The sequence below is a fragment of the Brachybacterium sp. Marseille-Q7125 genome (assembly GCF_023062615.1).
Taxonomy (GTDB): domain Bacteria; phylum Actinomycetota; class Actinomycetes; order Actinomycetales; family Dermabacteraceae; genus Brachybacterium.
The window spans coordinates 1-19,345 of record NZ_JALLAL010000024.1 but is presented as its reverse complement, the minus strand read 5'-3'; the positions used below and the strand labels follow the sequence as shown (position 1 = coordinate 19,345).

Here is a 19,345-nt window from a genome sequence, read left to right as displayed (position 1 = left end):
GCCCCTAGCTACCGGACGGTGATCCTGTAATGACGATCGAAGATTTCCTGCGCCTGCTGCTGCGCAACGCGGTGCTGCTGGTGCTCGTCACCGTTCTGGGGGCGGCCGCCGGCTACGGCTACTCCCACACCAAACCGGAGCTGTATTCCGCGAGCGCCCTGGGCTACGTCTCCGCCTCCACCAGCGTGGACGAGGAAGGCAACGCCATCCAGCAGGCCAGCGGCAACATGCAGTTCCAGTACGAGAAGGCGCAGTCCTACCTGCCGCTGTTCGGCACCCGCGCCGTCGGTCAGGCCATCGTCGATGACCTCGGGCTGCAGGCCAGCCCTGACGCCATCGCCGGATCCCTGCAGGTCACCCTGGACCCCAACGCCCCGATCATCACTGTCACCGCCACCGCCGGCAGCCCCGAGGAAGCCTCCCAGATCGCCAACGCCGCGGTGGAGGCCGCCGCCGCTGAAGCCCGCCAGCTCGAAACCGGTGGGCAGGAGAACGCGCCGGTGAGCGTGCAGCTGACCACTTACCAGACCGCCATCACCCCCGGCGCGCCCGTCAGCCCCGACCGCAAGAAGTTCCTCCTCGCCGGAGCGGCCGCCGGGCTGCTGCTGGGCCTGGCGCTGGCCTGGTTGCGCCAGCGCAACGACTCCCGCCTGCGCACCGCGGAAGACGTCGCGAAAGTCGTCGATGCCCCACTGCTGGGTGTCCTCCCCGACGCCAAGGAGCTGCACCGCGCGAAGGACGGCACCCTCCCGGAGCTGCGCACCTTCGGGTCCCGCGAGGCGATCCGCAAGCTGCGCACCAACCTGCGCTACATCGACGTGGACAACCCCCCGCGCTCCATCGTCGTCACCTCCTCCGCCCCCGGGGAAGGCAAGTCCGTGGTCTCCGCGCACCTGGCCCGCGTCATGGCCCGCGCCGGCCAGCCCACCATCCTCGTGGACGCGGACCTGCGCCGCCCTATGGTCGCCGGCCAGTTCGGCCTCGACGGCGCCGTGGGTCTCGCCCAGGTGCTCGCCGGCGCTGTCCGTCTCGAGGACGCGCTGGAGGAGACCGAGACGGAGCGCCTGCACGTGCTGCCCGCCGGGCAGATCCCCCCGAACCCTTCCGAGCTGCTCGGCTCGCGCCGCATGCACGACCTCATCGCCGACCTCGCCCGTGAGCACTTCGTCATCATCGACGCCCCGCCCGTGCTCGCCGTCACCGACGCGCAGCTGCTGGGCCGCCAAGCCGATGGCGCGCTCATGGTCGCCGTCTCCGGCCGCACCCGTACCTTCGCCCTGGCCCGCGCCGTGGAATCCCTGCGCACCGTGGGCGGCACCGTCTACGGCGTGGTCCTCAACCGTGCCTCCACCCGGCGCCTCACGCGCCTCGCCTACGGGGATGCCGAATACGGGTACGGCTCCTACGGCCGCTACGGCTACGGCTCCGCCGCAGGATACGAGGAGGCCGCTGTGGTGCCCGACGCCCCCGATGTGGACGTCGAGGCTGCCGGCGGCCCCGCCGAGCCGATCGCTGCCCCTGCCGCCCCCGCCCGGCGCCGCCGCGGCCGCCGGGAGGCCCCCGTGCAGCCCGAAACCCAGGAGACCAGGTGAGCATCGCCCACCTGGGGGTCGTGATCCCCGTGCACGGCCCCCTCGATGAGGCCGTGCAGGGCCTGCTCACCTCCCTCATCGGCCCGGATGTTTCCGCCGCGGAGCGCCCCGGCGCCGTGGTCGTGGTCGATGACGCGAGCCCCGAACCGCTGGATCCTGCAGCTCTGCCCGCCGGGGCGGAGCTCGTGCGTCGGCCTCGCAACGGCGGCTTCGGCGCCGCGGTGAACACGGGCCTTGCGCACCTCGCTGACCACGGAGCGGCCGACGGGGGCGGGATCGACCTCGCGCTCGTGCTGAACTCGGACCTTGAGATCCCGCCCGGCTTCGCCGCGAACCTCGTCGTGCACGCCGCGTCCTGGCAGCCCGCCGTCGTGGGCTGCCGCATCATCGGCCCCGACGGGGTGAGCGGGCATGCCGCCCGGTTCTTCCCCACCACCAGCCAGCAGGTCATCGAATGGCTGGTGCCGCTTGCCTCCCAGCGGCACCGCGACGTGCTGCACCGCGCCGTCGGCCATGACCTCAGCGCCGACCGCGGCCACGGCATGATCCCCGTGGACTGGGTCTCCGGCGCCGTGCTCCTCCTGCCGCTCGCGCAGGTGCGCGAGGCCGGCGGGTTCGACGAGGGCTACTTCATGTACTGCGAAGAGGTGGACCTGCAGCTGCGGCTGCGCGAGCGCGGCATCCCCGCCCTGCTCGATGCGGACCTCACCGCGATCCACGCCGGCGGCGGCTCCGCAGGGAACGAGGCGCGGCGCCGCCGCTGGCTGCTCGGCGCCCGCCTGCGCTACGCCCGCAAACACGGCAGCATCCACGCCCTGCGCGCCGGCCTCACCGCCGCGAGCTGCGCGAACCTGCTGTGGAACACGGGCCGACGGGCCGCCGGACGCGATGTGAACCCCGTGGCCGTGGCCCGCGAGGAGCTGGGCCTGATCCACCGTGCCGGACGGGAGCTGCCCCGATGATGCGCCGCGAGCGTCTGCTGCTCATCTCCCCGACCTTCCACGGCTACTGGCAGTCGATCGGCGATGCGCTGGCCCGCCGCGGCTACGAGGTCACCACCGCCCGCTACGACGCCTACGATCACGTCACCGACAAGCTCCGCCTCAAAGCGACCGTGGAGATCCCCGAGAAGCTCGGCCGCGGGGAGGCCGCGCGTGCCGCGGAGCGTCGGCGCCTCACCGACCGGGTGCTGGGCCTGCTGCGGCAGGTGCGGCCCCAGAAGGTCATCGTCATCAAGGGCGATGGGCTCGACGAGCGGTTCTGGGACGCCACCGCCGATCTGCCGCGCATCCTGTGGCTGTACGACGACCGGCACCGCCACGACTACACCGACGAGTTCCTGCGCAGCGTCGGCCCCGTCCTCAGCTACGCCGCCTCCGAGACCGCCGCACTGCGCGAGATCGGGGCCGACGCCCATTTCGTGCCGAACGCCTTCGACCCCCATCGGGCCGAGCCCACCGGGCACCGCAGCGGCGAGATCGTGTTCATCGGTTCCGGGTATGCGAACCGCCGCGAGATCCTCACCGACCTCGCCGGGCGCGGCCTGCCCGTCCACGCCTGGGGCCGGGACTTCTCCCGCCACCTCATCGACCGCGCCCGCACCCTCTCCTGGGCCCGGCCCCCGATCACCGGCTCACGCGAGGTGCCGCTCGAGCGGGCCTACCAGATCCACGCCGAGGCGGCGGCGGCCGTCGCCATCCACGGCCTGCAGGCCGGGCACGCCATGCGCACCTTCGAGATCCCCGGCATGGGCGGGGTGCAGTTCGTGGACCGCCCGGACGTCGACCAGTTCTATGACGTCGGCACCGAGGTGGCGGTGTGGCAGGACGTCGAGGAGCTCGCCGACCTCGCCCAGCGTGCCCTGCATGATGAATCGTGGGCGCAGCGCCTGCGGGAGGCGGGGCGGGCCCGCACCCTGGCCGAGCACACCTTCGACCATCGACTGAGGGAGGTCGATTCCCTGTGGCACTGAACGACCCTGAAGGATCGTCGGAGAACCCAGGGCTGATCCATCCGCGCAGCCTCGAGCGCTGGCAGGAATGGCAGGCCAGCCGCCAGCGCCTGCGCCGCGCCAAGCACGCGATCCACCGTGCCATCACCTCCCGCCGCCGGGGAGCGGGCAGCGGGGCCGCGGGTGCCGGGAGCGCCGCGAGAGGGGACGCGGAGCCGACGGGGCTCGTGCTGCACTCCCGTGCCGGCAGCGCCGCGCATCACCGGGTGCTGCTGGGCGTGGACTCCGCTTCCCCAACCTCCCGCGCCGCCCTGCTCACGGCTCTGCCGTACCTCTCAGCCGGCGTGGACGTCATCACCCCGGCCGATGTCACCCTGCCCGAGCTCGCCGGCCCGGACTGGGAGCGGCAGGAGATCCGCGAGGACCTCGCACCGCTGACCGGACGCGGCATCGGCGCGGTGATGACGCTCGGCCAGCACCTGCGGGCGGGCCGCGCCGTGCATGCCTGGGCGCTCGGGGCGGATGTGCCGGCCGCGGTGGTGCAGCACGGTGCCCTCACCCCCTTCGCCCCGCCGCTGCCCGAGCAGACCACCCTGCTGGCCTGGTCCGAGGCCGATGGCGAGTTCTACCGCTCCGGCCGCGAGGACGTGGCCGTGCGGGTGGTGGGCTCGCAGATGCTGTGGCAGGCCGGGCACCACGGCGACGAGGAGACGCCCGGTACGAAGCTGCCCGCGGCAGGGGTAGATGGGGAGGCGCCCGACGGGGACGCGCCCGCCCACGAGCAGCGTCCGGTGTTTCTGGGGCAGATGCACGGGGCGGAGCTGCCGCGCCGCATCACCGCCCGCACCGCCTACGAGTTCTGCCGCCGCGAGGGCGCGCTGTACCGCCCCCACCCGGCGGAGACCGATGTGCTCTCCCGCGGCGCCCACCGCCTGATGCGCCGCGTCGGTATCGAGATCCAGGACCCGTCGGCCCCCCTGATCGGTGCCGGTGCCCCGGTGGTCGCCATGTTCTCCACCGGGGTGCTGGAGGCCGCGGTGCGCGGCATCCCCGCCTTCGTCACCGCCACCCACACCCCTGCATGGCTGCGCGAGTTCTGGGAGCGGTACGACATGCGCCGCTGGGGCTTCACCGAACCGACCCCCGCGCCTGCCGTGCCCGCCGATGAGCCGGCCCGCGTGATCGCGCAGGCGCTTGAGGGGAGTGGGGCGTGACCATCCTCGTGGTGATTCCCGCGCGCGGCGGGTCCAAGGGCATTCCGCGCAAGAACCTCCTGGACGTGGGCGGGCAGCCGCTGCTGGCCTGGACCATCCAGCAGGCCCTCGCCGCCCGCTCCGGCGCCGATCAGGACCTCATCGTCGCGGTCTCCACGGAGGATCCGGAGATCGCGCAGGTGGCCCGCGAGCATGGGGCGAGCGTGATCGACCGTCCCGCCGAGCTCGCCACCGACACCGCGCCCACGGAGCCGACGGTCCTGCACGCCATGGACGTCACCGAAGCACAGGGCATCCAGCTGGAGGCGGTGGTGCTGCTGCAGGCCACCTCGCCGGTGCGGCGCACCGACACCATCGGCCGCGCCATCGCCCAGTTCCGCGAGACCGGCGTGGATTCCCTGGTGGGCGTGGTCCCGGAGTCCCCGTTCTTCTGGCATCTGCCCGCCGCGCCCGGCGAATCTGCACGCGCGGACTATGACGTGGATGCGCGGCCGCGCCGCCAGGAACTCACCCCTGATCAGCAGCACTATTTCGAGAACGGCAGCCTGTATGTCACGGCGCCGCGCATCTACCGCGAGCGCAGCAACCGCATCGGCGGGCGCGTGGGCCTGTTCATCCTCGAGGAGGTGGAGGGCGTGGACATCGACACCCTTGAAGACGTCGCCGCGGCGGAGAAAATGCTCGCGCGACTTGCCGGGACGGATGCGGGAATCGCGCAGGGCCTGAGCACCCGCGGCACCACCGACGGGACCGCGGGCGGGGAGGCATGAGCCGCATGACGGAGCTGAACATCGACGGGCGGGCCATCGGCCCCGGGCATCCCGCGTACTTGATCGGGGAGATCGGCAACAACCATCAAGGCGACGTGGAGCTCGCCTGCCGCCTGGTTGATGAGTGCGTGGACGCCGGCGTGGATGCGGTGAAGTTCCAGCTGCGCAACATGGCGGCGCTCTACCGCTCGAGTGGGGCCGACGGGGAGGACCTGGGCCCGCAGTACACCATGAACCTGCTGGCCAAGTACTCCCTGGCCGCCCCGGACATGCTGCGGGTGCTGGACCACTGCGCCGAGCGCGGAGTGACGGCGCTGGTGACCCCGTGGGATCTGCCCTCAGTGCAGGTGCTTGCGGAGTATGGCCTGCCCGGTTACAAGATCGCTTCGGCGGATCTCACCCACCATGACCTGCTGCGTGCCGTGGCCGCGACCGGTCAGCCGATGCTGGTCTCCACCGGGATGAGCACCGAGGAGGAGATCTGCGAGGCCGTCGCCGTGCTGCAGGAGGCCGGGGCGCAGTACGCGCTGCTGCAGACCCAGTCCACCTACCCCGCCCCGTTCAAGGACGTGAACCTCGCCTACATGCAGCGCCTCGCGGAGCTGGGCGACTGCCCGGTGGGCTATTCCGGGCATGAGCGCGGCTGGCATGTGCCGATCGCCGCCGTGGCCCGTGGCGCGAGCATTATCGAAAAGCACGTCACGGTGGACAAGGAGCTCGAGGGCAACGACCACACTGTCTCCCTGCTGCCTGAGGAGCTCGCCGCGATGGTCGCGCAGATCCGTGAGGTCGAGGCCGCGATCGGCAGCAGCGCTCCCCGGCAGGTCACCACCGGTGAGCTCATGAACCGCGTCAACCTCGCCACCTCGCTGGTCGCCACCCGTGATCTGCCCGCCGGGCACGTGGTCAGCGCCGGTGACGTCGAGGTGAAGAGCCCGGGTCGGGGCCTGCAGCCCAACCGTCGCACCGAGCTGCTGGGCACGAGCCTGCCGCGCGATGTCGCGGCCGGGGACTTCTTCTACCCGGGGGACCTGGCCGGGACCCAGCACGGCATGCGCGAGTACCGCTTCCGTCGGCCCTGGGGGCTGCCCGTGCGGTACCACGACTTCAGGGACCTGCTGGAGGTCTCCCGCCCGGATTTCCTGGAGTTCCACCAGTCCGGGAAGGACATGGAGCTGGACCCCGCGGACTTCTTCGCACCCGGGGAGAAGCTGGAGCAGTTCTTCACCGTCCACGCCCCGGACCTGTACCCCGGGGACTTCCTCATCGACCTCGCCTCCCCGGAACAGGACATCTGGGAGCGGTCCATCCACGAAGTGCAGCGCGTCATCGACCTCACCCGTCGGCTGCGGCGATGGTTCACGTGCGAGCAGGATCCGATCGTCGTCGTCACCATGGGCGGGTTCCTCCCGGACCGCCATGTCACGGCTGAGGAGCGGTGGCCGATGTATGAGCGGGTGCAGGCGGGGCTTGAACGGCTCGATGCCAGCGGAGTGCGGCTGACCGCGCAGACCCTCCCGCCGTTCCCGTGGCTCAAGGGCGGCCAGCAGTTCCACAACCTGTTCATGGAACCGGAGGACACCGCCCGGTTCTGCGAGAGAACCGGGCTGCGCCTCACCTTCGACGTCTCCCACACTCAGCTCGCCGCCACCTTCGCGGGCCGCCCGCTGGCTGACTACGTCGAGGCGATGGGCCCGCACACCGAGCACCTGCACATCGTGGACTCCGTGGGCGTGGACGGCGAAGGCGTCCAGGTGGGTGAGGGTGAGGTGGACTTCGCGGACCTCGCCGAGCGGTTCGACCGCCTGGCCCCGCACGCCCCGTTCATCCCCGAGATCTGGATGGGGCACGTCAACCGCGGCGAAGGCTTCTTCACAGCGCTGGATCGGCTCACGGCATGGTTCTGAGAGGAGAGCGGGCGCCTGAGCGCCTCGCCCTGTGGGTGGTGCCCGTCGCCGACCTCGGCGGCGTGGCCCGTCATGTCATCGACGCGGTGCGCACCGGCATCCCCGGCTGGCGGATCGTGGTGCTGTGCCCCGAAGGGCCGCTCGCCGCCCGGCTGCGCACGATGGGCGCGGCGGTCACCGTCGGTACTGTGTCTCCGGCCGATGGTGCCCGGGTTGCCACCGCGGAGGTCCGACGGGTGCTGCGGGCCCTGCGGCCTGAGGTGCTGCATACGCATCTGGCCTTCGCGGACCTCGTGGGGGTGGCTGCGGTGACCGGGCTGCGTTCGGGGCGGGGCCGGCGTGTGCGTGTGGTCTCCACCGAGCACGGCATCTCCGGGGTGCGCGGCCTTTACCAGGCAGGCGCCATGCAGACCCAGGTGAAGGCTGCGGCGCATCGGGCGCGGATGCTGCGCACCGACGCGATGATCGCCGTCAGCGACTCCACGGCCCAGCAGATCCGCGCCCAATGGGCCGTGCCCGGGCGGGTGATGCCCCCGGTGACGGTGGTCCGTAACGGCGTGGAGCAGCCGGCGGGGGAGCGCGCCGGGGAGCCGGGCCTGCGGTTCCTGTCGCTCGCGCGGCTCGCCCCAGAGAAGCGGATCGACCGGGCGCTTGAGGCGTTCGCGCTGGTGGCAGCTGAGCACCCGGCGGCGCGTTTCACCATCGCGGGGGAGGGCCCCGAGCGCGGCGCGTTAGAGACGTTCGTGCAGAACCGCGCCCTGGGGGACAGTGTGCAGCTGGTGGGGCATGTGGAGGCCGGGCCGGCGCTGGCAGCGCATGACGTGATCGTGCAGCTCTCGGCCTGGGAGAACCTCTCCTACACCCTGCTGGATGGGGTGGCGCATGGCCTCGGCGTGGTCGCCACGGACGTGGGCGGGAACCGGGAGATCGTGCCCGGCCGCTGCTTGGTCGACGCCGCGGATGCGACCGCGGTGGCGCGCGCGATGGTGGGCCAGGGCCTGCAGGCGGGGGAGCGCCCCGGGCCCGAGCAGCTCACGGACTGCGCGCAGATGACCGCCGGCATCGCCGCGGTGTATGCGGAGGTGGTGCCGTGAACCCGCAGATCCAGACCTCATCAACCGCCGTCCCCACGATCGGGCAGCGCCTGGCGGACAGCGCCCGCGAGACCGCGCGTTCGGTCGGAGCGGTGCGGATTCCCGAGCTCCTGCTCGGGACGCTGTTGATCGTCGAGGCCGGCTTCGGTCTGCCCGTCGGAGTGAACCAGATCGCGATGATCGCCTTGATCGGCCTCGCGGTCGCGCAGCGCCCGCAGCGGGAGCTATCGATCCCCGACTGGGTGTACGCCGCCTTCGTGATCGGCCTGTTCTACATCGCGATGATCTCCCTGTTCGCGGACCCCAGCGAGTTCGCCGCGGATTGGAAACGGCGATTGATCCGTTTGATGCTGACATCGCTGGTGGTGCTGGTGGTGGCCAGCGGGCGCATCGACATTCGCTCGTTGCTGGTGGGCGTGGGTGCTGGCCTCTTCGCGAACACGGTGCTGTTCTACGCCGGCCTCGCCCCGGACACGTACGGGGGCGTGCTCTCCGGCTATCTCGAGGACAAGAACGTGGCCGGCCTCGCTTATGCGGTCTACGGGATCCTGTTGCTGAGCCTCACCCAGAAGCTGAGCTGGCGCATCCTGATCATCGCTGCCGCAGCAGTGGGGGTGTGGCTCACCGGGTCACGTACCTCCATCGCCGCCTTCGGCGCCGCGCTCATCTGGGTGCTCCTCGCCCCGCGGCTGGTGCCCCTCCTGCGTGCCGCGCTCGCCGGGATCCTCTACTGGGTCACCCAGATCCTCGCGGAGGACTACTCCCGCATCGGCCGGTTCTCCTCCCGAGAGGGCTCGGATCTGCTGCGCTCCCGCATCGACGCAGCGTCCCAGCTCAAGGTCGAGGACACCGGCTTCTGGGGTGCTGGCCTCGGGGAGGCCTACGTGGAAATCGAGGACCGCACCTGGTACTTCCACAACTCTTACTGGAGCGCACTGGTCGAAGGTGGCTGGCTCTGGCTGACCCTCGTCCTGATCTTGACCATCGGGATCGGCCTGTCGCTCGTCCGCGGCGGCCGCATCAGCCGTGAGATCGCCATTGGTCAGGGTGCCATCCTCGTGCTCCTGCTGTGCTCCTTCCGCTTGGGCGAGGTGCTGTTCACCCTTCCCTGGGCGGTCGCCCTCGGCTATTGCCTGCGTCACCAGCTGATCCCTGTTCGGAGTCGATCCGACGTCGCCACGAGGCACCGCGAGGAGGTGGCCCGATGACGCCGCGGCCTGCCCCCCGCCCAGGAAGGTTCCGAGAGCTGGACGACCTGCGAGGAATCGCCGCTGTCGCTGTGGTGTGGAGCCACCTGACAACTGGCTACGACTCCAAATACCCCGACGAACCTAGCGCACCGGTGGACCTGGGCTGGGGCGCCTATGGGGTCCAGCTGTTCTTCCTGATCTCCGGCTTCGTGATCCTCATGACCGTGCAGCGCGTACAGCGGCCCAGCGGCTTTGTGATCTCACGTCTCGCCCGTCTCTTCCCGTCCCGGGAGGTGTCATGAGAAGCCGCCGCAAGGGCCAGCCGCCGACCATCGCCATCGCCACGAACAACGGCGACCTCGGCGGCGGTGAAGTGATGCTGCTGAACATCGCCCAGGCGCTGCGGGAGATTGGTATCGCCGCGCTGGTGATCGGTCCCCGGGAGCCCGGGGAACTAGTCGCCGTGGCGCGCACCCGCGGGTTCGAGACTGTTGAGCTGCCAGCGCGATGCCGTGTGCAGTACATGGCGGCGCTCGCTGCGTGGCGGCTATCGCACCTGCGCACCCCCCTGTGGTGCAACGGGCTCGTGCCCTCGCTCGCCACTGCTGCGCTGGGGCCGCGCCTGGTGCACCTACACATCCTCCCGCACGGCCTGCAGCGCGCCGCGCTGCCTCTCGCCCGTCTCGGCGCTCGCCGGGTCTTGACCGTCAGCGAGTTCATGGCCTCCCGACTGCCCGGCACTACCGTGCTGCCCAACTGGACCGCGGACATCACCCCCCGCCACCATCGCGAGCGTGACCCACAGGCACCGTGGCGCATCGGGTTCTTGGGCCGACTCACCCGGGACAAGGGCGTGCCTGACCTCGCCCGAGCCATCACACTCCTGCGCTCCGAGGGACTGGAGGCGGAGCTGGTGCTGGCCGGGGAGAACCGCTTCGGCTCCGCGGACGATGACCGGGAGATCACCGCAGCTCTCGCCCCGCTCGGAGACGCGGTGCGACACCTCGGCTGGGTGCGCCGCGAGGAATTCTTCGACGCCGTGGACCTCGCCGTCTTCCCCTCCCGCTGGGAGGAGCCCTTCGGGCTTGTCGCCGCAGAGGCCATGGCCGCCCGTGTCCCCTTCGTCATCACCGACTCCGGGGCCTTCCCCGAGGTTGTCGGGAGCGACCACCCGTGGATCGCCCGCCGCGCCGATCCCGTGGACCTCGCCCACACCATCCGCCGCGCCCTTGAGGCCCCTGCCGGGGAGCGCACGGAGCTCCTCGAGCGATCGCGCTGGCGCTGGGAGCACACCTACTCACCCCGCAGCGGGACGGCCCGCGTAGCCCACCTGATCGGAGACCTTCGTTGACCGCTCCTGAGCTCGACATCTGCCTGGTCTCCGGAGCCGATGAGATCCGGTACCGCTCCTACGTCAACCACGCGGCCTACGCGCGTCTGCATGGACTGGACTACCGCCTCGAATGCGGTATCGGCCCCGACATCCAGAACGCCTTCTACTACAAGCTCCAGGCGATCCGGAACGTCCTGCCCCGCTACGACTGGATCGTCTGGATCGACGACGACTGCTACATCACCGACATCCACAGCGACCGGATCCGCACCCTAATTCACGCCGCGGAGGCAAACGGTGAGGTCCTGGTTGTGGCCGAAGGGCCCGTAGAACCCAACGGCTTCTGGTCCACTCTCAACTCCGGGGTTTTTGCGCTGCGCAACGACAGCGATGGCCGGGAGCTGCTCGACCTCATCGCCACCGCCCCGATCCGCGAGGTGGAGCAGTGGTGGGACACGGAACGCGACGGCACCTTCACCGGAGGCGACCAGGATGCAATGATCTGGGCGCTGCGCGAAGCCCTCCCGCACCTATGGGAACGCACCCGGATCGTGGGATACCGCGAGCTCAATGCCCGCCCGCATCACTACACGCAGTCCCTGCAGGACGCGTTCATCGTGCACTTTGCCGGGTATCCCGACAAGGTTCTCGGCGTCATCGACTTCGCCCGCGGCTTCGCTGTGGGACAGGAACTCCTGCCCCAGAAGGTACTCGATGACCTGCACGTCCAGGTGTGCAGCCCCGTCGGCGCGGTCGAGCAGGTGGTCCGCCGAGCCCGGTGGAAAGGACGATCTGCTGCAAAACGGTGGGTGCGCCGCTCGGCCCGATACCTCCCTGCCTCCCTGTACCCGCGATCGATCCGGGAGAAGCTGTGAGGATGAACAGGGATGTCGCAGCCAGCATCATTATCCCGAGTTACCGCGGTGCCAACCGCCTGCCCTTCCTATTCGACGCCCTCGCCGTGCAGGCCCCCGGCACCCCGCCCTTCGAGGTCATCCTCGTGATCGACGGGGTCGATGACGGCTCCGTCGCGCTCGCCGAGGCGGAGGACCGCTTCCCACTGCGGCACCTGCTGCTGCCGGAGAACCAGGGCCGCGTCACCGCCCTGAACACCGGGTTCGAGACCGCCCGGGGCGAGGTGCTGATCCGCTGCGATGACGACCTCCTCGTCCCACCCACCTTTGTCACCGCCCATGTCACCGCCCACCGCGAGGCCGCGAGCCCCATCGGCGTCATCGGCGTGACCTGGGATGTCCACGAGCCAGGACCCTATGCGCGGGCCTACGGCAGCGACGCCGCGCGGCGCTCCTTTGAGCACGCCCGCAGCCGCGGGGCGGGGGAGCGGTGGCGGCTCTGGGCCGCGAACTGCTCGATCACCCGCGCCACCTGGGAGCACATTGGCCCCTACGACCCCACCTACCGTGCCTACGGCTGGGAGGACGTGGACTACGGCTGGCGCCTGCACGAGGCTGGAATCCCCCTGGTGACCGCCGACGGGGCGATCGCCGCGCACCACGGACCCGCCCGCACGGCGAGCGCCCGGGCGGGCAAAGCCTTCGAGGCGGGAGCCGCCCGCGCCACCTTCTCACGCCTCCACCCGGAGGCGCCGCTCCCCACCTCCAGCCCGGGGAAGGGAGCCTGGGGCCGGATTGTGGGAGCGGTCGCTCGGCGCCTGCGCCACAGCACCGACGTGGAGCGCGCCGGAGCCGTGGTGGACTGCCTGGTGCCGCTGGTCCCCGCGCCGGTGGGCCGCAAGCTCGTGGCCGCTGTGGTGGAAGGCGCCGGGCATGCCGGGGCCACGACCGCAGGGGCCACGACCGCGAGCACCTCGGCAGCACCCACCCCGGCCCGACCCCGCATCGCGATCGCCCACGACTACCTCACCCAGCGCGGCGGGGCCGAACGCGTCGTCCTCTCCCTCGTGAAGGCGTTCCCGGACGCGCAGCTGCACACCCTGTTCTACGAACCGGAGCAGACGTACCCCGAGTTCCGGGACGTGCGCATCCGCACCAGCGTGCTGAACCGCATCGGCCCGCTGCGCCGGGACCCGCGGCTCGCCCTGCCGCTGCTGGCCCCCATCGCGTCCCGGATGCGGATCGACGCGGACGTGGTGATCGCCTCCTCCTCCGGCTGGGCCCATGCCTTCCCCACCGCCGGTCGGAAGCTCGTCTACTGCCACTCCCCGGCGCGGTGGCTCTACCTGCCGGGCGACTACCTGGGTGACGCCGGCCCTCTCGACCCGAAGCGCCTGGCGCTCCGCGTCCTCTCCCCGTTCCTCAGGCGGTGGGATCGCCGCGCCGCCTCTGCGGCCGATCAGCACTGGGGTAACTCCTCCGTGGTGGTGGAGCGCATCCGCGACGTGTACGGCATCGAGGCGGAGCCCCTGTTCCCGCCGTTCAGCCCCGACGTGGCCGAGGGCGAGCAGGAGCCGATCCCTGAGCTCGCAGGCTGGGCCGGCCCGGACGGCACCGAGGGCGGGCACTACCTGGTGGTCTCCCGCCTGCAGCCCTACAAGAACGTGGACCAGGTCATCGCAGCCTTCGACCAGCTTCCCGCCGAGCGCCTGTTGGTGATCGGCCGCGGCCCCGAGAAGGAGCGCCTGCTCGCTGGGGCGGGAGCGAACGTGCGCCTTGTGGAAGGATTGTCCGATGCCCAGATGCGGTGGGCATACGCCCACGCCCGTGCGCTGATCGCCGCAAGTCACGAGGACTTCGGCCTCACTCCGCTCGAGGCCGGCGCCCACGGGGTGCCGACGATCGCGCTGCGCGCCGGCGGATACCTGGACACGGTGACAGAAGGAGTGAACGGCCTGTTCTTCGAGGAAGGGACGTCGGAGGCGATCCGCGAGGCGGTCAGCCACTTCGACCCGGATGCCTATGACGCCGAGAGTATCCGTCAGCGGATGGATAGCCGCTTCGGCGAGGAACGGTTCATCACCGCCCTGCGCCTGGCAGCCCAGGAGGCTCTCTCATGACGGCGAGACGCGACGGGGATGGCGCCGCTGCGAGCCCGTCGGCCCGCAGCATGCTCCTGCGCGTGATCGACAACCGCACCAAGATGCGTCTGCTGCTGGCCGCGGTGATTGCGGGTCTCCTCGCCCTCATGGAGACGGTCGCGATCGTCACCGTGCTCCCGCTCGTGGACCTGGCCACCGGCGCCCCCGTGGGCAAGGGCGTCACCGGAGCGGTCTGGCGAATACTCGGTGAGCCCTCGCGGACCGCGTTCGGACTCACCCTGGTGGTCGTGGTCGTCGCGCTGTTCATCCTGAAGGACGTCTTCACCATGTGGTTCCAGTGGTGGCAGACCGGCTACGTGATGCGCAAGAAGGTGGAGCTGTCCTCCGCGCTGTTCCAGAAGATCCTCCACACCCCGTACACGGCCTTCCGGCAGCGCAGCGTCAGCGAGTATCTGCGCACCATGCGGGATGCCGTCGAACAGGTGTACGGCTCCGTGGTGAGCGGGTCCCTGAACCTCATCACCTCGGGGATGACGGTGGCTGCGATTGTGCTGGCCCTGCTGATCAGCACGCCGATCCAGGCGATCCTGGTGGCGATCTACTTCTCCCTCGCCGCACTCGGCTACATCCGTCTGGTGCGACCCCGCATCTCCCGAGCAGGCGAGAAGATCCTGGAGGGCTCCGTGGAGTCCACGCTCGCGAGCCTCCAGGGCCTCAACGGTTTCAAGGACATCAAGCTGCGCGGGTCCCAGCAGTTCTTCGTGGAGCGTTACCGCCGCGGGATGCTCCTGAACGAGCAAGGGGCCCGGGAGGGGAACTTCTTCTCCGGCATCACCAAGTACCTGCTGGAGATCCTGTTCATCCTGGGCATCGGCCTGCTCCTCACCTACAGCTTCCGGCAGGGCGACGCCGCCGGTGCCGTCGGCTCACTCGCCTTGTTCGTGGCGGCGGGCTTCCGCCTGCTGCCGAATATCTCCACGCTCATCGGAGCCATCAACTCCATCCGGCTGGGACTTCCTTCGCTGACCGTCGTTCACGAGGAGCTCACCGCCTTCGAGGCGCAGGACGATCTGTGCGCCGACGGCACCGACCTGCCCGAGGAGCCTCTCCCGTATACGCGCGAGCTTGCGCTTGAGGATGTGCGGTTCCGCTATCCGGGTGCCCAGCAGGAGGTGATCCGCGGTATCGATCTGCGGATCCCCTTCGGGGCCTCGGTTGCCTTCGTCGGCGGATCCGGTGCGGGCAAGACCACCCTTGTGGACCTGCTCCTGGCCCTGCATCGGCCCACCGACGGCCGGATCCTGGTGGACGGTACCGATATCCGCGGACGGGAGGCCGCCTGGCAGCGGAAAACCGCGATGGTGGCCCAGGACGTCTTCGTCACCGGCGACACGGTGCTGGAGAACATCGTCTTCGACATCCCCGGCGATGAGGCGGACCCGGAGCGCTTGCGGCGAGCTGTCGAAGATGCCCAGCTCGATGACGTGCTCGTCGGGATGGAGCATGGCATCCACAGTTCCACCGGGGACTGGGGCGCCCGCCTCTCCGGTGGCCAGAAGCAGCGCCTGGGTATCGCCCGTGCCCTCTACACCAATCCGCGCCTGCTGGTCCTGGACGAGGCGACCTCCGCCCTGGACAACGAGACCGAACGCCGCATCACGGACATGATCGACGAGCTCCACGGCGACCTGACCGTCATCGTGGTGGCGCACCGCCTCTCCACGGTCAAACGCGTGGACACGATCGTGTACCTCGAGGAGGGGCGGATCGCCGGGATGGGCAGCTTCGAAGAGCTGCGGCGCAGCAATGCGGCCTTCGCCCATCTGGTGGAACTGGGAGACCTGGGCGGCGGAGAGCCAGAGGGTTACGCGCCTACAACCTGATCGTCACAGGGCCTCCGGTGGAGCCAGGGGAACCTCGGTCCCCTCGCCGATCCCCAGACCGATCTGCGGTGGAGGCGGCGACCCCGGACAGACGAAGCGCAGATACCCGGAGATGTCTCCCAGGAGATAGCTCCAGCGCAGGAGCAGGTCCAGGGCGGAGAGCCGCTGACGGACTGGATTGAGGAGCGTCGCGATCAGCAGTCGCAGGGCGGCGATCGGCCAGGGCCTCGTGGGTGAGGCCGGATCGGGGCCGTGCACGGTGCGCAGCAGCCGTTTCGCTCGAGAGGCGTAGAAGCCGCGCCGCAGTAGATCCCGTGTGCCGTAGCGGCCCCGATAGGCAATGCTGACTGCAGGAGCTAAAGGCACGCCGAAACCAGCGGCGACCGAACGTGCGGCGAGATCGTTGTCATCGCCGTGATGGGCGAACCTCTGGTCGAAGCCCCTCAATGAGTCCAAAGTGGTTCTGCGACCGCCGAAGTTGCCGCCCATAAGGACGGGAAATTTGCCGGGCTGTGAGGCGCCAGGGATCGAAGCGACCGCATCGATGCACCCCAGGTCCTTCCAGACCCGGTCCAGAGTGGAAGTGAACAGATCAGGGGTCTTCGGCAGGGCTGACCCGGACCAGATCGGGACAGTTTTCGATGCGGCGAGCCCGTTGCGCACCCAGAAGCGAGAGACGACATCGTCGTCATCGCAGAACTGCACAAACTCAGCACGGGCGAATCCCAGTCCGACGTTCCGCGCGTAGGACGATCCTTTGTGGTCAGCTGCCCGCACAAGCCGCAGCGCGTAGGTGCCGTTGTCCACTAAGTCCTGCAGGACGTCCTGTAGGTGATCGGTGGAGTTGTTGTCCACGACGATCACCTCGAACGATGGAGCATCCTCCTGGCGTCGCAGCGCCTCCAGCTGCAGCCCGATCGTGGATGCGCCGTTGTGGGTCGGGATGATGATGCTCACCCTGGGATCGGTCATGATCCACTCCTGGTGGTCCGTGTCCAGCGAGGGTCGAACATCAGGCGGGTGGGAGTCCCATCGGGAAGCAGCTCGTGATGCGGCGGCGCGACCGCCGCGTGCCGTGGGTTGAATGCGGCAGCGATGTACGACGCCCAGTAGGAGAACGTCGAGTTCGCGAGCACCAGCCGCGTGCTGAGGCTCAACGCTGCGAGGTCATCGAACATGGAACGACGGTCCTCGAGGACGCGGAGAGTCGGCAGCGGACCGCGGAGATTGTCCTGGCACCAGGTGATGTCGTCGGAGATGACCAGCACGTCGTTGATCGGGAGGTCAGGCTCCGCCAGCAAGTCGATGGCCTGTTCAACATGTCGGGGGATATCCATTCCGAAGCGTTGCCGGTGCTCCGGCACCGAGTAGTAGTCGCCTCGTCGAACATTCACCACCACCGTGCCTGGGGTGACCTGCTCCGCAAGTTCTCGGCGCCGCGCCTGGAAGGAGGGGGAAGAGCTCACGAGCGCGTGGCAGAAGTCCCGGTTCTCCTCCGCGGTGAAATCCACGGCGAAGGCCCATTGACCGCCAAGCTCCCGTCGATCCAACAGGCCGATCGGACCATCCGCGGTCAGAGACCCCAGCATCGGGAACTCCGCGAGCCAGTCCGAGGCATGAGTGGTCGGCTCGATGACGGCTCGGTGTCCCCGCCGCTGCTCGAGCCATGCCCACTGCCAGAAATACAGGATGTTGCCGCCACGCACGTCATCCCGGATGTAGTGGTAGCGACGGGCGCCGGGCCTGTTGCGGACGGGCTCCAGGGCGGCACGTGCGATGGCTCGCCCTCGCTGGTGGATCTTCATCCGTGCAGCCTCCCGTTGCTGCCGTGGTCATCCATCATCATCAGATCCTCCGCGATCCGCGCGAACCGCAGCCGCCAGTCCAGCTTCTCCCGCGCATGGGCGCGGATCCGCTCACGCAGCGCCTCGTCCCATCCCAGCCGTGCTTGCGCCACCATCTCCAGCCCCGTGCGCGGATCATCCGCCGGCACCGTGAGCTGGGCCCACTTCGGCACCAGCTCACGTGCGCTCGACGAACCCGGCACCTCGCCGACCATCACGCAGCCATGTGCGAGGGCGTCAGTCCACCGCCCCGTGAGGTAGTCGCGTGTGGGATGGGTGTAGTTCGCGGGGGAGCGGAGATTGGTGAAGGCCAGCACCGCTCGAGAGCGATCCAGCGCCTGATGCAGCAGGTGCTGGGACTGGGCTTCATCGGCCCCGAAACCCGGCCTGCCGTGGAAGCAGACGGCGGCCTCGCGGGCCATCAGGGCGGTGGTCGCATCGTCATCCCAAGGCTCGGACTGGCGCCCCACGCGCAGCAGGTCGACGGTCACGGGGCCGCTGCCGAGTCCGGCACGCTGCGTATCGGTGCCCCAGGGCAGGACGCTCACCGGGAGCTTCGTCGCCGCGCGCCAGGGCTCGGCATCATCGGCATCCATGACATACAGCCGATCCAGCCAGCCCTTCGCACGGGCAATCCGTGGGATGCGCTCGTGCCAGAAGCTGTCGATCACCCAGGCACTGATCGAGCTGTACTCGGCGAGCTGCTGGGCGGGCAGGTTCAGCACAGAATCCAAGGATCCCGGCAGAGGCGCGATGACCAGCAGGGCGCGGCCACCGCTGCCACCGCTGCGCGGGCGTGGACGCAGCAGGCGCAGCTTGGTCCGCCGGGTCACGGGGTGGTCAGCCGGGGAGAGCAGCCGCGCATCGAAGTACCGCACAGCCAGATGGACCATCGCCTGGATCGGCCCCCAGCCACCTCGGGCGATATCGGGAGCCAGGATGTCCACGGTCCCAGAGCAGGCCACGGCTGGCCGATCAGCCGCTGTGCTGGCTGGCATCACCGTCACCTCGCTGGGAACTTCGTCTCGGATCAACTACTTTCGACAAGATACCCCGCAGTATGGGCCACTGTGACGCGCCTGCCTGACTCTCCGCCGCAAGGAGTGCCATGAGACACCGCTGGATGGACCTGGTCCGCGGGACGGCGATCCTGTTCTGTCAAGCCCCGGGTTTGGTGGAGGCTGGGTTATCTGGCGTTCAGGGGTTCGGGGGCGGGTTCTGACGAGCTGGTGAGGGTCTCTCGGTGCGCGGTCCGGTAGGCCTGGGGAGTCAGGCCTTCCAGTGCGCTGTGGGGTCGGAAGGTGTTGAACCAGTGGACCCATTCGGCGGTGGCGATCTCGACGTCGTCGATCCCGTGCCAGGGTCCGCGGTTACGGATCAATTCGGCTTTGAACAGGGAGTTCAGGGCTTCAGCCAGGGCGTTGTCGTAGGAGTCACCGCGAGAGCCGACAGAGGCGACGGCGTCCTGCTCAGCGAGTGCTTCGCCGTAGCGGATGGCTCGATACTGGACTCCTCGATCGGAATGATGGATCAGTCCTGACAGGTCATCTCCATCTCGTGTGCGCAGGTAGATGGCCATGTTCAGGGCGTCCAGCGCGAGGTCGGTGTGCA

At 69.7% G+C, this 19,345-nt stretch carries 17 protein-coding genes; 13 read left to right on the top strand and 4 right to left on the bottom strand.

Going from position 1 to position 19,345, the window contains the following annotated elements; translation table 11 throughout:
* Nucleotides 1-29: 29 nt before the first annotated feature.
* The 13 genes from MU407_RS07720 to MU407_RS07660 are packed head-to-tail and all read left to right on the top strand — an operon-like array spanning nt 30 to nt 15,890.
* Complete coding sequence (locus tag MU407_RS07720; RefSeq protein ID WP_246956581.1) at nt 30-1,592, top strand: polysaccharide biosynthesis tyrosine autokinase; 1,563 nt, start codon at nt 30-32, stop codon at nt 1,590-1,592.
* Nucleotides 1,589-2,554 (top strand): glycosyltransferase family 2 protein, encoded by a 966-nt coding sequence (locus MU407_RS07715; protein WP_246956579.1) that lies wholly within the window; start codon nt 1,589-1,591, stop codon nt 2,552-2,554. Before MU407_RS07720 ends, MU407_RS07715 begins: the two co-directional genes overlap by 4 nt.
* A complete protein-coding gene (locus MU407_RS07710) occupies nt 2,551-3,564 on the top strand; it encodes a glycosyltransferase (protein WP_246956577.1) in 1,014 nt (337 codons plus the stop codon). The genes MU407_RS07715 and MU407_RS07710 overlap by 4 nt, the downstream gene beginning before the upstream one ends.
* Nucleotides 3,555-4,757: a hypothetical protein gene (locus MU407_RS07705; protein WP_246956575.1), complete on the top strand. Its 1,203-nt coding sequence runs from the start codon at nt 3,555-3,557 to the stop codon at nt 4,755-4,757. Before MU407_RS07710 ends, MU407_RS07705 begins: the two co-directional genes overlap by 10 nt.
* Nucleotides 4,754-5,527 carry an acylneuraminate cytidylyltransferase family protein gene (locus tag MU407_RS07700; RefSeq protein ID WP_246956573.1) on the top strand — a complete coding sequence of 258 codons (774 nt, stop codon included), beginning with the start codon at nt 4,754-4,756 and terminating at the stop codon, nt 5,525-5,527. The genes MU407_RS07705 and MU407_RS07700 overlap by 4 nt, the downstream gene beginning before the upstream one ends.
* A complete protein-coding gene (locus tag MU407_RS07695; RefSeq protein ID WP_246956571.1) occupies nt 5,524-7,434 on the top strand; it encodes an N-acetylneuraminate synthase family protein in 1,911 nt (636 codons plus the stop codon). Before MU407_RS07700 ends, MU407_RS07695 begins: the two co-directional genes overlap by 4 nt.
* Nucleotides 7,425-8,528 carry a glycosyltransferase family 4 protein gene (locus MU407_RS07690; RefSeq protein WP_246956569.1) on the top strand — a complete coding sequence of 368 codons (1,104 nt, stop codon included), beginning with the start codon at nt 7,425-7,427 and terminating at the stop codon, nt 8,526-8,528. The genes MU407_RS07695 and MU407_RS07690 overlap by 10 nt, the downstream gene beginning before the upstream one ends.
* Complete coding sequence (locus MU407_RS07685) at nt 8,525-9,736, top strand: ABC transporter permease (protein WP_246956567.1); 1,212 nt, start codon at nt 8,525-8,527, stop codon at nt 9,734-9,736. Before MU407_RS07690 ends, MU407_RS07685 begins: the two co-directional genes overlap by 4 nt.
* Nucleotides 9,733-10,020, top strand: a complete 288-nt coding sequence (locus MU407_RS07680) for an acyltransferase family protein (RefSeq protein WP_246956565.1) — start codon at nt 9,733-9,735, stop codon at nt 10,018-10,020. Before MU407_RS07685 ends, MU407_RS07680 begins: the two co-directional genes overlap by 4 nt.
* On the top strand, nt 10,017-11,069 hold the full coding sequence (locus MU407_RS07675) for a glycosyltransferase family 4 protein (protein ID WP_246956563.1): 1,053 nt from the start codon (nt 10,017-10,019) through the stop codon (nt 11,067-11,069). Before MU407_RS07680 ends, MU407_RS07675 begins: the two co-directional genes overlap by 4 nt.
* Nucleotides 11,066-11,926, top strand: a complete 861-nt coding sequence (locus MU407_RS07670) for a hypothetical protein (RefSeq protein ID WP_246956561.1) — start codon at nt 11,066-11,068, stop codon at nt 11,924-11,926. Before MU407_RS07675 ends, MU407_RS07670 begins: the two co-directional genes overlap by 4 nt.
* Before the next feature lie 2 nt (nt 11,927-11,928).
* Nucleotides 11,929-14,025: a glycosyltransferase gene (locus MU407_RS07665; RefSeq protein WP_246956559.1), complete on the top strand. Its 2,097-nt coding sequence runs from the start codon at nt 11,929-11,931 to the stop codon at nt 14,023-14,025.
* Nucleotides 14,022-15,890, top strand: coding sequence for an ABC transporter ATP-binding protein (locus MU407_RS07660; RefSeq protein WP_246956557.1), 1,869 nt, complete (start codon nt 14,022-14,024; stop codon nt 15,888-15,890). Before MU407_RS07665 ends, MU407_RS07660 begins: the two co-directional genes overlap by 4 nt.
* A 3-nt stretch (nt 15,891-15,893) precedes the next feature.
* On the opposite strand, the gene MU407_RS07655 is transcribed toward MU407_RS07660, so the two are convergent.
* From MU407_RS07655 to MU407_RS07640, 4 genes are all read right to left on the bottom strand, one after another.
* Nucleotides 15,894-16,862 (bottom strand): glycosyltransferase family 2 protein, encoded by a 969-nt coding sequence (locus MU407_RS07655; RefSeq protein ID WP_246956556.1) that lies wholly within the window; start codon nt 16,860-16,862, stop codon nt 15,894-15,896.
* Nucleotides 16,859-17,695, bottom strand: coding sequence for an alpha-1,2-fucosyltransferase (locus MU407_RS07650; protein WP_246956554.1), 837 nt, complete (start codon nt 17,693-17,695; stop codon nt 16,859-16,861). Before MU407_RS07650 ends, MU407_RS07655 begins: the two co-directional genes overlap by 4 nt.
* On the bottom strand, nt 17,692-18,732 hold the full coding sequence (locus MU407_RS07645) for a glycosyltransferase family 1 protein (protein ID WP_246956552.1): 1,041 nt from the start codon (nt 18,730-18,732) through the stop codon (nt 17,692-17,694). The genes MU407_RS07650 and MU407_RS07645 overlap by 4 nt, the downstream gene beginning before the upstream one ends.
* Before the next feature lie 188 nt (nt 18,733-18,920).
* Nucleotides 18,921-19,345 (bottom strand): integrase core domain-containing protein (locus MU407_RS07640; RefSeq protein WP_246956550.1); only part of this gene is annotated, 425 nt, incomplete at its 5' end.

Bases quoted from the DNA above. Each gene is read 5' to 3' on its own strand.
- MU407_RS07665 (WP_246956559.1), top strand. From the start codon at position 11,929: ATGAACAGGGATGTCGCAGCCAGCATCATTATCCCGAGTTACCGCGGT.
- MU407_RS07710 (WP_246956577.1), top strand. From the start codon at position 2,551: ATGATGCGCCGCGAGCGTCTGCTGCTCATCTCCCCGACCTTCCACGGC.
- MU407_RS07655 (WP_246956556.1), bottom strand. From the start codon at position 16,862: ATGACCGATCCCAGGGTGAGCATCATCATCCCGACCCACAACGGCGCA.
- MU407_RS07675 (WP_246956563.1), top strand. From the start codon at position 10,017: ATGAGAAGCCGCCGCAAGGGCCAGCCGCCGACCATCGCCATCGCCACG.
- MU407_RS07680 (WP_246956565.1), top strand. From the start codon at position 9,733: ATGACGCCGCGGCCTGCCCCCCGCCCAGGAAGGTTCCGAGAGCTGGAC.
- MU407_RS07690 (WP_246956569.1), top strand. From the start codon at position 7,425: ATGGTTCTGAGAGGAGAGCGGGCGCCTGAGCGCCTCGCCCTGTGGGTG.
- MU407_RS07695 (WP_246956571.1), top strand. From the start codon at position 5,524: ATGAGCCGCATGACGGAGCTGAACATCGACGGGCGGGCCATCGGCCCC.
- MU407_RS07660 (WP_246956557.1), top strand. From the start codon at position 14,022: ATGACGGCGAGACGCGACGGGGATGGCGCCGCTGCGAGCCCGTCGGCC.
- MU407_RS07720 (WP_246956581.1), top strand. From the start codon at position 30: ATGACGATCGAAGATTTCCTGCGCCTGCTGCTGCGCAACGCGGTGCTG.
- MU407_RS07645 (WP_246956552.1), bottom strand. From the start codon at position 18,732: ATGCCAGCCAGCACAGCGGCTGATCGGCCAGCCGTGGCCTGCTCTGGG.
- MU407_RS07650 (WP_246956554.1), bottom strand. From the start codon at position 17,695: ATGAAGATCCACCAGCGAGGGCGAGCCATCGCACGTGCCGCCCTGGAG.